Below are 12,656 nucleotides of genomic sequence, written 5' to 3'. Positions count from 1 at the left end.
TCAAGGCCTCAGGTTGCGGTCGTCGGGACGGTTACCGCGTGGCCCCATGATGCCCCAGATGATCAGGCCCAGCACCGGGAGGATGACGATCAGCAGTACCCAGAGGGCCTTCTTGCCCGTAGTGCTGTCGCTACGGAGCACGCTGACAATGGCCCAGATATCCAGTGCCAGGATAAGCAGGCCGAAAATACCGCCAAAGGCATCGGTCATGGCAAGACTCCAAATTACGGTGAGTTCGTAATTAGGATGCCAGGGCGGTATGAGGGTTCAGTAGCCGCCGGTTCGGATTCAGAAACGCGCCGGATCGATTGCGTCGAAGCTGCTGACCACGTCGTGACCCGGCAGTGCCCCGCCTTCGCGTGCCAGGCCGCAGGTGCGCATGCCGGCCTGGCGCGCGGCGTCCAGTTCCTCCACCACATCGGAGAGGAACAGGATCGCGTCGGGTGGCAATCCGATCGAGGCGGCGATGCCTACATATGAGCCCACTTCGCGCTTGTGTCCGCTGCTGGTATCGAAATAACCGGAGAACAGCGGAGTCAGATCGCCCGCCTCGGCACAACCGAAGATCAGTTTCTGTGCCTGAACCGAGCCTGACGAATAGACATACAGCGCATAGCCCTGTTCGTGCCAGCGGTGCAGCGCGCGAACCGCGTCTGGATAGACATGCCCCTTGAGCTGCCCGGCGCGGTAGCCTTCGGCCCAGACCATGCCTTGCAGCGCTTTCAACGGTGTGGCCTTGCGGTCGGCCGCGATCCATTCCAGCAGAATCGAGGCGACGCGTTCGACGCTGGCGTTCGGCTCGCCGCTTTCACGCCGTACGGCCTCGATCTGAGCCGCCACCGACGGCTCCTCCGCATGATCGCGCACGTAGGCCGGAAGATGCTCGCGAGCATATGGAAACAAGACGTCGAAGACGAAGCTCACCGCACTGGTGGTGCCTTCGATGTCGGTCAGGATGGCTTTGATCGGCATCATCAATCCTCCAGTCGCGGGAAGCGGCCAGCGATATCCTCGCCGGTGAACTGCGCAACCCAACCCTCGGGGTTGTTGAACAGACGAATGGCGACGAAGTGGGGATGTTCGCCCATGTCGAACCAGTGCCTGGTGCCAGCCGGCACGGAAATCAGATCATTCTTCTCGCAGAGCACCGCGTATACCTTGTCTTCGATATGCAGGGTGAACAGGCCACGCCCTGCGACGAAGAAGCGAACCTCGTCCTCGGCATAGCGATGTTCGTCGAGGAATTTGGCGCGCAGTTCCGCCTTCTGCGGATGGTCGCTGCTCAAACTGATCACATCGACAGTGACGTAGCCGCGCTCACTCATCAGCCGATCGATCTGAGGACGATAGGCGGCGATGACCTCTTCCGGGCTGGCCCCGGCACCAATGGGAGCGCAGGCCTCCCAGCGCTCCAGGCGCACGCCAACCTCGGCCAGCGTGGCGGCGATATCATCGATGTGCGTCAGCACCTTGAGGGGTTGCTCGGGATGGCTGTCCTGGTAAACGCTGAGAATGCTCATGGTTGTCTCCAGCCGGCACGTTCGTGCCCGGCTTGTCATCAGTGGTTCGGCACGCGTCAGACGCGGTGAAATCGGTGCGCAGTCAGGGTCGCTGCAGCATGCGCATTTTCAGTTCGCATTCGAAGAGAAATTCAAACGCCTCGATCTGACGCAGCGCATCGCGCATCTGCGCGCCCCAGGTGTAGAGACCATGCCCGCGGATCAGATAGCCGACGCAGTCGGGATGCTGATCCAGCCAGGGCTGGACACGCGCGGCGAGTCGCTCGATGTCCTGGTCATTGTCGAAGATTGGTACGACCACCTGCGATTCGTGCGTGGCAACGCCGCTGAAAGCCTTCTGCAGCTCATAGTCTGCAAAGACCAGCGACTCACTCAGACAGAGACGAGAAAGCACGGTGGCGTTGACCGAGTGCGTATGCAACACGGCCCCGATCTCGGGGCGCCAGCGATACAACTGGGTGTGCAGCAGCGTTTCGGCGGAGGGTTTCTTGCCATCCTCCAGGCTGCGCCCGTCCATGTCGACGGCCAGCAAGTCCTCGGGCGTCAGTTGCCCCTTGTGCTTACCCGACACGGTCAGCAGTACCTCGGCGCTGGTCAGACGTGCCGAATAATTGCTGCTGGTGGCCGGCGACCAGCCGCGACCATAAAGGAAACGTCCCGCCTCGATGATGGCCTGCGAGAGCTGTTCACGCGTGGATGTCATGCCCGATTCTCCTGCTGGGGGATGGCAATGATAACGGCTGCGGCCAGTGCTGCCAGACTGGCGATGGCAAAGGTCCATAACGGGCCGAGGCTGGCCCAGCTGTAGCCGGAATAGAGCGCCCCCAGGGCACCGCCAATACCGGCGAGGGTCGCATACAGCGCCTGCCCTTGCCCCTGCTGCCTATGGCCGAAACTACGCTGGACGAAATGAATGGCCGCTGCGTGGAAACTGCCGAAGGTGGCCGCATGCATCAACTGTGCGATAAGCAGCACCGCCAGATGATCGGCCAAGACGCCCAGCAGCAACCAGCGAATCGCGGCCAATCCGAAACTGACCATCAATACCTGGCGCAGCGAGAACCGCGCCAACAAGGCGGCCATCACCAGAAACAACAGGATTTCGGCCACCACCCCCAGCGCCCAGAGCATCCCGATGATGCTGCGACCGTAACCAAGCGCCTCGAGGTGTATCGAGAAAAACGTGTAGTACGGGCCATGGCTGACCTGCATCAGGCCTACGCAGACAAAAAAGGCCAATACCCCCGGCCGGCACAGCTGGCGAAGAAAGCCGCCCTGCCCGTCCAGCTCCGGTCGTTGCTCCGGCACGGCATCTGGCACCCAGACACTGCTGATGACGATACCCGCCATGACCACCATTACCGCCACCGGATATACGTCCAGTCCAAGACGGTCAAACAGCGCACCGAGCCCTACGACCGCCACAATGAACCCCATGCTGCCCCACAGGCGGATCTGGCTGTAGCGTGACGCCTGATCGCGCAGGTGCGCGAGGGTGATCACCTCGAACTGCGGAAGCACCGCGTGCCAGAAGAAGGCGTGCAATGCCATCACCAGTGCCAGCCAGGCGTAGCTCTTGCTGTGGAAGATCAAACCGAAGGAGAGCAAGGTACAGATCGCGCCGATACGCACGATCACCAGGCGCCGCCCGGTAGCATCGCCGAGCCAGCCCCAGAGATTGGGCGCTACGCAGCGCATCAGCATGGGAATGGCGACCAGCTCGCCGATACGCGCCGCGGAGAAGCCGAGGTGGTCGAAGTACAGGCCGAGGAAGGGTGCAGCGGAGCCTAGCAGCGCGAAGTAGAAGAAATAGAAGCTGGACAGGCGCCAGTAGGGCAAGGCGGTCATAGGCCGGGGGCACCGAGCTGCAAGCAAGACGACATCCGATGCCCCGTTCGTGTGGGTGCCTATGGCTCAGAGCTGCCCGAGCACCGGCGTACCCACCAGCACGTCAGCATTCTGTCCGCGATGACGCAGCAAGTGATCCAGCAGCACGATAGCCATCATCGCTTCGGCGATCGGCGTGGCACGGATACCGACGCAGGGGTCGTGGCGGCCTTTGGTGATGACGTCGACCGGATTGCCATCGACATCGATCGAGCGACCGGGCGTGGTGATGCTGGAAGTCGGCTTGAGCGCCAGATGCGCAACGATCGGCTGACCGGAAGAAATCCCGCCAAGCACCCCGCCCGCATTGTTCGAGACGAACCCCGCCGGCGTCATTTCGTCCCGGTGCTCGGTGCCGCGCTGTGCGACGCAGGCGAAACCGGCGCCGATCTCCACGCCCTTGACCGCGTTGATACTCATCAAGGCATGCGCCAGGTCGGCATCCAGACGGTCGAAAATCGGCTCGCCAAGGCCTGGCGGTACACCGTCGGCGACCACGGTAATCTTCGCTCCCACCGAGTCCTGATCCCGGCGCAACTGGTCCATGTACGCTTCAAGCTCCGGCACCCTGTCCGGATCGGGGCAAAAAAAGGCGTTCTGCTCGACGCTGTCCCAGGTTTTGAATGGAATTTCGATAGGCCCCAGCTGGCTCATGTAGCCACGGACCTGGATGCCCAGCGTCGCTAGGTATTTCTTGGCGATGGCGCCGGCGGCAACGCGCATGGCGGTTTCACGGGCGGAGCTGCGCCCACCGCCGCGGTAATCGCGCAAACCGTACTTATGGTGGTAGCTGTAATCGGCGTGAGCAGGTCGGAACAGATCCTTGATCGCCGAATAGTCTTTGGATTTCTGGTCCGTATTGCGTATCAGCAAACCGATCGGACAGCCGGTGGTGCGCCCCTCGAACACGCCGGACAGTATCTCGACCTCGTCCGGCTCCTGGCGCTGGGTGGTATGCCGACTGGTACCCGGTTTGCGCCGGTCGAGGTCTCGCTGCAGGTCCGCGGTGGTCAGTTCCAGCCCAGGCGGGCAACCGTCGACGATGGCGACCAGCGCCGGACCATGGCTTTCACCAGCGGTGGTGACGGTGAACAGTTTGCCGTATGTGTTGCCGGACATGCAGGGCGCGCTCCGCGATCGACCTAAACAGGGGCCGGAAGTATACCCGAGCGGCTGCAGGTTTCACTGCCTTCGGTGACGGCGCATACTGGCTCGGCGAACCAATGGTCCCGCCTCGTATCCAATTCGCTTCGTCAATGATCGATCTCCGCCATGCGCTTCCTTCTGCTGGTAGCCCTGCTCGCCATGCTCACTCCCCACGTACAGGCTAGAACGCTGTTAAACCAGGCGATGACGGTGGAAGTCCCCGAGGGCCGTCTGTATGGCAGTCTGTTGCTGCCGAAGGCTGAGCAAGCCGTACCGGTCGCCCTGTTGATTCCCGGCTCTGGTCCCACCGACCGCGACGGCAACAACCCGTTGGGCCGTAATGACAGTCTCAAGCGGTTGGCGCAGGCGCTTGCCAAGCTCGGGGTCGCCAGCCTGCGGTACGACAAGCGCGGGATCGGTCAAAGCCGCGCCGCAGCGCCAGATGAACGCCAGCTGAGCGTGGACGGCTATGTCACCGACGCCATCGCCTGGGCGCACCTGTTGCAAGCGGACCCGCGCTTTTCCCGGGTGGTATTGGTCGGCCACAGCGAGGGCGCACTGATTGCCAGCCTGGCCGCGCCGAGCGTGGCGCCAGCCGCCTTGATCAGCATCGCCGGCAGCGGGCGTCCCATCGACCTGTTGCTGCGCGAGCAACTCCAGGGCCGTCTGCCGCCGCCCTTGCTGGCGACCGCGTATTACCTGATCGATGAGCTCAAGGCAGGCAGAACGCATGACGAGGTACCGGAACCATTACAGGTGTTGTTTCGCCCGAGCGTACAACCCTATCTGATTTCACTGTTCGATCAGGACCCGGCGAGCGCCTTCGCCAAGACCCGCTCACCGGCCTTGATCATCCAGGGCACACACGACATCCAGGTCGAGCGCGAGGATGCGCAGGCGCTGCAGCGCGCCAGAGCGGATGCGGAGCTGGCCTTGATTCCGGGAATGAATCACGTACTGCGCATCGTGGCGATGAACCGCGACGCGCAGACCGCCTCCTACAACCAGCCCGAGCTGCCGATCGCCCATGCGCTGACGGAGCGGATCAGCCAGTTTCTGCACCGATACGGCATATTGCCACCCTCCAGCTAGCCGCTCGTCGGCCGATACGCTCCTTGCCTACCACCGCCCAACCGGCAGGCCTTGGACGCCAGCATGACCGACAGCCCCGTATCACCTAACGAAAACGAGCCTCAAACGCCCGCCCCTGTGCAGGCGGACCCTTGGGCGACCCTCGCTCCGGATCGATTTCGCTTGCTGCGTCTAGCCCCGCTGGCAACCGATAGAGATACCGGCCCGCGACCGTTACGCTTTGTCGAGCTGGCTCAGGTCGAACGACACACGCCCCAGCGGAGCCTGCTACGACTGTTCATCCGGCTCCCGGGTCAGGTAGTGAGCAAGAAACACAACACATTGGAGATCTGGGCTGACCACCGTGCCAAAGAGCTGCGTTTCGGCCCGGACAGCGGTTTGCATATCGAGCCCGTCAACCGGGGTCTTGGGCGCTTTCTACTGGCGCAAGGCGCGCTCTGGGCACAGAAGCGCTGGGCACACTATCTGGTCGAAGGGGGCGCACTGCCAGCCAAGGACATAACCGGCGAAGAAATGCGCTTGCGGCGCGATCACTGCCTGCTGAGCCAAGGCTTCGATGTGCTGTATCCGGAGCCGCAGCAACTCAAGGCAACCTATAGCGCCGCCCGGGTCAGCGCGTTGCGCGCCGACTGGAATATCGAAAAAGTACAGATCATCGAACTCAAGGACGCCGCCGCGATGCTCGAGCAGGCAGATCGCAATCTGCTCGAACAGGAAAACAGCATCCGTGACATCCAGGAGCGCTTGAGCCGGCTGCGACGTGAAGATGGCATGCTCAGGTTCACCATCGCCTGCCTGATCGCCTTCGCCCTGTTCCAGGCGGGCCTGCTCATCTGGATCGCGACGCGTTGACGGGTCCAGCCCCGCTCCGGCATTAACTCAGGATCGGTTCAGCCGCTCACGGAACAGTGGCTGATGCTCACGGCATTGGTTAGCGGCGAGCAGGAACACCCCGTGCCCACCCTCGCTGAACTCCAGCCAGGTGAAGTCGACTTCGGGATACAGTGCCTCCACGTGTACCTGACTATTACCGACCTCGACGATCAGTACGCCGGTTTCGCTGAGATGATCGGCCGCCTCGGCCAGCATACGCCGCACCAGGTCCAGGCCGTCCTCGCCACACGCCAGCCCCAGGGCCGGCTCATGGTGGTATTCGTCCGGCATGTCAGCGAAATCCTCGGCATCCACGTAGGGCGGGTTGGATACGATCAGGTCGAAGCGTTGCTTCGGCAGCCCATCGAAGCCATCGCTTTGCACCGTATAGACCCGCTCTTCCAGGCCGTGCAGCTCAATGTTGCGATTAGCCACTTCGAGCGCTTCGAAGGACAGATCCGCCAGCACCACCTCCGCCTCGAGGAATTCATAGGCGCAGGCGATCCCGATACACCCGGACCCCGTGCACAGATCGAGAATTCGGCCAGGAGGCTGTGCCAGCCAGGGCTCGAAACGACGCTCGATCAACTGACCGATCGGCGAACGCGGTATCAACACGCGCTCATCGACGATGAACGGCAGTCCGCAAAACCAGGATTGCCCCAGCAGATAGGCAGTGGGGACACGCTGCTCGATGCGTCGACGCAACAGCTGTTGCAAGTGCTCGCATTCATCGTCTTCGAGCCGGCAGTCCAGATAGGCGTCGGCCATTTCCCAGGGCAAGTGCAACGCGCCGAGCACCAGTTGCCGCGCCTCGTCCCAGGCGTTGTCGGTGCCGTGTCCGAAGAACAGCTGCTCGGCTTGGAAGCGGCTGACGGCCCAGCGAATGTAGTCACGCAAGGTGCGCAGGCGGGAAGGCGAAGCGGTCACGGCAGCATCTCCTGTTAAAAGCGCGGCAGTTTAGCCGATGGAGTTCCGACTTTCTCAGCGAAAACGCCTGGCGGTAATGGCTTATTGCCCCATGAGCGCAATTCAGATCGCGAATTCATTACCTTGGGCAGTTCACATATCAGTCATCTGGCGCCACAATCATGCCCCCGTCAAAACAAGGAGTCCGTCATGTCCAAGCCACAGACCATGCTTCAGCTCAGTGGCCGCAGTTATGCACCGGCGACTTTGGCTAACGCGACCCTTGTGGTCATTGACGTTCAGGAAGAGTATCGGACAGGCACCCTTGCACTCCCGAACCTGAACTCGGCGCTCGAGGAAATCAGCAAGGTATTGGCCGCCGCCCGTGCAGCTGGCGCGCCCGTTGTCCACGTGCACCACCTCGGGATCCCAGGAGGGTTGTTCGACCCGCAAGGCCTACGCGGGCAAATCATGCCCGAAGCGGCACCGCTCGCCGGCGAAACCGTGATCGGCAAGACGCTGCCCAATGCATTCGCCGGTACCGAGCTGCACGAGCTGTTGCAGCAGCATGGCCGCCTTGATCTGATCGTTTGTGGTTTCATGACGCATTCCAGCGTGAGTACTACGGTCCGTGCGGCAAAGGACTATGGATATCGCTGCACCCTGGTGGACAAGGCTTGTGCTACCCGCGACCTGCCGATGGGGAATGGTGCAATCGAGGCAGCACAGGTGCATCGCATGGAAATGACCATTTTGGCGGACAATTTCGCCGTCTGCGTGGAAGATGCCGCAGCGCTGGCGTAAGCGCTCGTAGCAGTAGAGCGTTACCTGATACTGAATGAACCTGACCGGACGAACCCCGGTCTCAGCCTGTTCTGACGAGGTAACCGCCATGAAACGAACCGATGGATTCGACGCGCGTCGCCTTCGCCCTCGTCAGACACGAAGCTGGGGGTCGCGACTGGCCTCGGCGCTTGGCCTGCTGCTGATCCTCGCCGGTATTCTGTTGACCGGCTCTGGCGCTGCCGCACTCTTCAGCCACCAGGATTTCGTCGTCAGTATGGCGCTCGATCGTGAAGCGGCCATCACCCTGTTGGTGCTGGGCCTGATTCTGCTGGCGCTGGGCATGTTCATCAGAAGTCGCGTCAAGCGCCGCTTACGTGAGCCGGCCGGGTTGAGCATGTCGCCCCGCCTGAAGGGAAGACGCTGAGTGCAGCGTCGCGCCTCTCACTACGCCAAGAAGCGCCAGCGCAAAGCTTTGGGGTAAAATCGCCGTCTAATGCGGAGGCCCCATGCAAGACGATGATTTTTCGCTGTTCAAAGCAGCCGTGCGCGGCGTCAAACCGATCGAGCACGACCGCGCCGAGACGGGCAAACCCCGCAGCAACAAAGCGCAGATAGCGACGCGGCGAGCCAATGCCGTGATCCGCAACGGCGAAACCCGTATCGATGGTTTGTCCGATCAATTCGTCATCGACGTCGCCGCCGAAGATGAGCTGTACTGGGTACGCGACGGCGTCCAGGACAGCCAGATGCGCAAGTTGAAAGCCGGCCAGATATCCTTCGAAGGCAGCCTGGATCTCCATGGGCTGAGTGTCGAGAAGGCTCGCGAATTGCTCTGGGACTTTATCGCCGAAGCCTGCAAGTTCGAGATTCGCTGCGTACGCGTCACCCATGGTAAGGCAGCACGAATCGATGGCAAGCGGCCGCTGATCAAAAGCCATGTCAACACCTGGTTACGCCAGCACCCCCAGGTGCTCGGCTTCACGTCGTGCCTCCCGAAGCACGGCGGCACCGGCGCTGCTTATGTAATGCTCAAACGAACCATGCTCGAAGGCCGCGACGAGTGAACACATCAGGAGCGACCCGTTCCGCTGATTGTTGTCCCGTGCCGCTTGCAGCCCAGCGGCCGAGCCCCTAACCTTCGCATTCGCGCTATTTCGCAAGCCTGACAGGTAGTCACATGTCCCTGGAAACTCATTACACCGCGATCCTTGGCCAGCTGGGCGAGGACGTCAACCGCGAGGGGCTGCTCGATACGCCCAAGCGCGCGGCCAAAGCCATGCAGTACCTGTGCAAGGGCTATCAGCAGACGCTCGAGGAAGTCACCAACGGCGCGCTATTCAGCTCCGACAACAGCGAAATGGTGCTGGTGAAAAACATCGAGCTGTATTCGCTGTGCGAGCATCACATGCTTCCTTTCATTGGCAAGGCGCACGTCGCCTACCTGCCCAATGGCAAGGTACTGGGGCTATCGAAGGTCGCGCGCATCGTCGAGATGTACGCCCGTCGGCTGCAGATCCAGGAGAACCTCACGCGTGAAATCGCCGAGGCGATTCAGACGGTCACAGGTGCCTGGGGGGTCGCAGTTGTCATCGAAGCCCAGCACATGTGCATGATGATGCGCGGTGTGGAAAAGCAGAACTCCTCCATGGTCACCTCGGTCATGCTGGGGCAGTTCCGCGAAAACGCCGCCACCCGCAGCGAGTTTCTCGGACTGGTCAAGTGATCGAACGGCCGGGGAAGCAGCCCGACGGGTGCTCCCGGCCTCGCTTTGGCCCGCGCGTCACGTCACGCCTGCCTTAGTCGAACATCCCCACATGCCTTGGATGGCTGGCGACACGCAGCAGCCAGGCGCCGATCGCGGGGTAGTCGTTCAATCGAAAGCCACCCTCTTCCGCCACGTGCGTGTAGGCATATAGCGCCACATCTGCAATCGAATACTGATCGCCGACCAGGTAGGGCGTGCGCAACAGTTGCTGCTCCATGACATCCAGCGCGTGATAGCCGTCCAGTTGCTTGGCCGCGTACTCATCCAGGCGATCATCTGGCAAGCCAAGGTAAACCTTGATGAATCGCGCCACGGCTATGAATGGCTCATGGCTGTATTGCTCGAAGAACTGCCACTGCAGTACCTGAGTGCGTAGACGCGGTTCCGATGGCAGGAACGGCGAACCCTCTGCGAGAAAATTGAGGATCGCGTTCGACTCCCACAGACAGGTACCGTCCTCCAACTCGAGAACCGGAATCTTGCCGTTGGGATTCTTTTTGAGAAACGCCTCCTCGCGGCTCTCGCCACGAAGGATATCCACCGGTATCCACTCGTAATCCCGCCCGAGCAGATGCAGCATCAGCTTTATTTTGTAGCAGTTGCCAGAACGGTAATCACCGTAGACCTTGTACGCCATCTCCTCCCCCCTGGGCGCGCTAGCGCCAGTCGCCGTCTACGCCGCTTCGACTACAATGGCGTCACGAACCACGTTAGCCAACCGACGCACACCTTCGTCCAGGCGATCCGGTGCAACATGACTGAAATTGAGCCTTAGATAGCCAGGGTTTCGCTCCGGATCGACAAAAAACGGCTCGCCCGGCATAAAGGCGACGTTTTGCGCCAACGCTGGCTGAAGCAAGGTTCGCGTATCCACTGGCTGTTTCAACCGCAACCAGAAGAACAGCCCTCCCTGCGGAATCTGCCAATCAGCCAGCTCCCCAAAGTGCTCCTGCAAGGCCACCTGCATCGCATCCCGGCGCACACGATAGAACCGGCGCAGCTCGCTCAGGTGTGCGCGGTATTGCTCGCTACCCAACCACTGCAGCGCCTGCCACTGACCGATGCGGTTGGTATGCAGGTCGGCCGACTGCTTGAGCCGCAGCAGATAAGGGTACAAATCAGGCGTCGCGATCAGATAACCGACCCGCAGCCCCGGCAACAACGTCTTGGATACAGTACCGGTGTAGATCCAGCTGGCCTTGCTCATTCGGCTGACGATAGGCTTGGCGCTGCTTTCATCGAAGACCAGATCGCGATAAGGCTCGTCTTCGATCAAGGTCACATCGAACTCATCGAGCAGCGCCGCCACTGCATCGCGCTTCGCCTCGCTATAACGTGTGCCAGACGGGTTCTGGAAAGTAGGAATCAGGTACGCGAAGGCCGGCTTGTGCTGCTCCAGCTGCAGACGCAAGGCCGTAAGCGACGGTCCATCCGCTTCCTGGGGCACGGCGAGGCACTCGGCACCGAACAGCTGAAACGCCTGCAGCGCAGCCAGGTAGGTAGGCGCCTCGAGTAGCACCTCGGTCCCGCGATCGATAAACAACTTGGAAGCCAGATCGAGGGTTTGCTGGGACCCGCTGACGATCAGCACCTGGCTGGCCGAGCAATCGACTCCGAGCGCACGGGCTTCGGCTGCGATGGCTTCGCGCAGCGCCGGCTCCCCCTCGCTCATGCCGTATTGCCCCATGCTGGCGGGCATTTCGGCCCACTCGATCCTTGGCAACATCGACTCGGCTGGCAGCCCGCCTGCGAAGGACATCACCTCGGGCTTCTGCGCAGCGGCGAGGATTTCACGGATCAGTGAGCTTTTGAGGCGGTCGACGCGTTCGGAGAAGGCCATTGGGACACCGGGTGCAATGTAGAGAAAAATGGGTCAAACTTGTTGACCGAAATTACGCCCTCACCCGTGAATACGTCAATATGCATGACCTAAAAAAAAGCACAGTGCAGCGGCAGATCATGGAAAACTTTTTCCACGGCTATCAAGCGTTCACAGCCAAGCCGGACGAAATGCTGGCCCGCCGGGGCCTGTCACGCGTGCACCACCGTATCTTGTTCTTTATCGCCAGCTATCCCGACTTGAGCGTCAAGGAACTGCTCAACCATCTCGGCGTCAGCAAGCAAGCCCTGAATACGCCCCTGCGGCAGCTTATCGAGATGCACCTGGTGGAAAGCCGGACAGCCGAAGACGACAAGCGCAAGCGCATGCTGCGCTTCACGCCCGAAGGCGCCAAGCTGGAGCAGGCACTGCGGCGCGAGCAGGTTCGCCTGCTCGAACGGGCATTCAAGCAGGCCGGCGAGGATGCGGTGGCCGGCTGGCTGGCGGTCAACCATACACTTGCTGAAAGCACGACCCGGGCAACAGCCGAGCAAAACAAACCAGCAGACGATTGAGCGACCGCTCTGCGCCATGCACTGGCGAGCCCCGGGCGACCGGGACGGCAGTTCGAAGCAGCAGCCAATCCAACAGCCGCAACCATGCCGTAGGACGCACAGCCGAAGCGATCATCAGCGCATCGCAAGCCGAAACGGTACGGATAACGAGCAAGAACAGGAGTTGTCATCGAGGAGGGATGCGCGGCGGCAGCCTGGCTGCTTCCCGCGCAGCGTTCGTCGACTGGCGAACAGAGCGTTCGAACCCTACTCAGGACGGGACAGACAATAAAAAAGGGCGACCG

16 protein-coding genes are annotated in these 12,656 nt (G+C 61.5%); 7 read left to right on the top strand and 9 right to left on the bottom strand.

Going from position 1 to position 12,656, the window contains the following annotated elements; genetic code table 11:
• The 6 genes from KVO92_RS00420 to aroC form a co-directional block, all read right to left on the bottom strand.
• Positions 1 to 210 carry a PLD nuclease N-terminal domain-containing protein gene (locus KVO92_RS00420; protein WP_021207933.1) on the bottom strand — a complete coding sequence of 70 codons (210 nt, stop codon included), beginning with the start codon at positions 208 to 210 and terminating at the stop codon, positions 1 to 3.
• A gap of 78 nt (positions 211 to 288) precedes the next feature.
• Positions 289 to 972: an acireductone synthase gene (mtnC, locus tag KVO92_RS00415; RefSeq protein WP_217475380.1), complete on the bottom strand. Its 684-nt coding sequence runs from the start codon at positions 970 to 972 to the stop codon at positions 289 to 291.
• Positions 973 to 974: 2 nt separating this feature from the next.
• Positions 975 to 1,520: a 1,2-dihydroxy-3-keto-5-methylthiopentene dioxygenase gene (locus KVO92_RS00410; RefSeq protein WP_217473704.1), complete on the bottom strand. Its 546-nt coding sequence runs from the start codon at positions 1,518 to 1,520 to the stop codon at positions 975 to 977.
• Between the two features lie 82 nt (positions 1,521 to 1,602).
• Complete coding sequence (locus tag KVO92_RS00405) at positions 1,603 to 2,223, bottom strand: methylthioribulose 1-phosphate dehydratase (RefSeq protein ID WP_217473703.1); 621 nt, start codon at positions 2,221 to 2,223, stop codon at positions 1,603 to 1,605.
• Complete coding sequence (locus KVO92_RS00400) at positions 2,220 to 3,368, bottom strand: MFS transporter (RefSeq protein ID WP_217473702.1); 1,149 nt, start codon at positions 3,366 to 3,368, stop codon at positions 2,220 to 2,222. Before KVO92_RS00400 ends, KVO92_RS00405 begins: the two co-directional genes overlap by 4 nt.
• Before the next feature lie 66 nt (positions 3,369 to 3,434).
• Entirely contained in the window at positions 3,435 to 4,526 is a 1,092-nt protein-coding gene (gene aroC / locus KVO92_RS00395; protein WP_217473701.1) for a chorismate synthase, read from the bottom strand.
• Between the two features lie 153 nt (positions 4,527 to 4,679).
• Between aroC and KVO92_RS00390 the strand changes: the two genes are divergently transcribed.
• On the top strand, positions 4,680 to 5,645 hold the full coding sequence (locus KVO92_RS00390; RefSeq protein ID WP_217473700.1) for an alpha/beta hydrolase family protein: 966 nt from the start codon (positions 4,680 to 4,682) through the stop codon (positions 5,643 to 5,645).
• Between the two features lie 63 nt (positions 5,646 to 5,708).
• Positions 5,709 to 6,497 carry a hypothetical protein gene (locus KVO92_RS00385; protein WP_217473698.1) on the top strand — a complete coding sequence of 263 codons (789 nt, stop codon included), beginning with the start codon at positions 5,709 to 5,711 and terminating at the stop codon, positions 6,495 to 6,497.
• Positions 6,498 to 6,524: 27 nt separating this feature from the next.
• Here the strand turns inward: KVO92_RS00385 and prmB are convergent, their stop codons facing one another.
• Complete coding sequence (gene prmB / locus KVO92_RS00380; protein ID WP_217473696.1) at positions 6,525 to 7,448, bottom strand: 50S ribosomal protein L3 N(5)-glutamine methyltransferase; 924 nt, start codon at positions 7,446 to 7,448, stop codon at positions 6,525 to 6,527.
• 189 nt (positions 7,449 to 7,637) lie between these two features.
• Here prmB and KVO92_RS00375 point away from each other — a divergent pair, with 189 nt between their 5' ends.
• The 4 genes from KVO92_RS00375 to folE all read left to right on the top strand — a co-directional run bounded on the left by KVO92_RS00375 (position 7,638) and on the right by folE (position 9,936).
• On the top strand, positions 7,638 to 8,231 hold the full coding sequence (locus KVO92_RS00375) for a cysteine hydrolase family protein (protein WP_217473695.1): 594 nt from the start codon (positions 7,638 to 7,640) through the stop codon (positions 8,229 to 8,231).
• 88 nt (positions 8,232 to 8,319) lie between these two features.
• Positions 8,320 to 8,637 (top strand): hypothetical protein, encoded by a 318-nt coding sequence (locus KVO92_RS00370; RefSeq protein WP_217473694.1) that lies wholly within the window; start codon positions 8,320 to 8,322, stop codon positions 8,635 to 8,637.
• An 82-nt stretch (positions 8,638 to 8,719) separates the two neighbouring features.
• On the top strand, positions 8,720 to 9,277 hold the full coding sequence (locus KVO92_RS00365; protein ID WP_217473693.1) for a Smr/MutS family protein: 558 nt from the start codon (positions 8,720 to 8,722) through the stop codon (positions 9,275 to 9,277).
• A gap of 113 nt (positions 9,278 to 9,390) precedes the next feature.
• Complete coding sequence (folE, locus tag KVO92_RS00360; protein WP_021209878.1) at positions 9,391 to 9,936, top strand: GTP cyclohydrolase I FolE; 546 nt, start codon at positions 9,391 to 9,393, stop codon at positions 9,934 to 9,936.
• 73 nt (positions 9,937 to 10,009) lie between these two features.
• Here folE and KVO92_RS00355 read toward each other — a convergent pair whose 3' ends face one another.
• Positions 10,010 to 10,615 (bottom strand): glutathione S-transferase family protein, encoded by a 606-nt coding sequence (locus KVO92_RS00355; protein ID WP_217473692.1) that lies wholly within the window; start codon positions 10,613 to 10,615, stop codon positions 10,010 to 10,012.
• Positions 10,616 to 10,651: 36 nt separating this feature from the next.
• Positions 10,652 to 11,818: a PLP-dependent aminotransferase family protein gene (locus tag KVO92_RS00350; RefSeq protein WP_217473691.1), complete on the bottom strand. Its 1,167-nt coding sequence runs from the start codon at positions 11,816 to 11,818 to the stop codon at positions 10,652 to 10,654.
• Between the two features lie 80 nt (positions 11,819 to 11,898).
• On the opposite strand from KVO92_RS00350, the gene KVO92_RS00345 reads away from it, so the two are divergent.
• A complete protein-coding gene (locus KVO92_RS00345) occupies positions 11,899 to 12,372 on the top strand; it encodes a MarR family winged helix-turn-helix transcriptional regulator (RefSeq protein ID WP_217475379.1) in 474 nt (157 codons plus the stop codon).
• The last annotated feature ends 284 nt before the right edge of the window (positions 12,373 to 12,656 follow it).

The organism is Stutzerimonas stutzeri, from assembly GCF_019090095.1.
In the GTDB taxonomy this organism is placed as follows: Bacteria; Pseudomonadota; Gammaproteobacteria; order Pseudomonadales; family Pseudomonadaceae; genus Stutzerimonas; species Stutzerimonas stutzeri_AN.
This window is presented reverse-complemented; position numbering and strand designations above follow the sequence as displayed.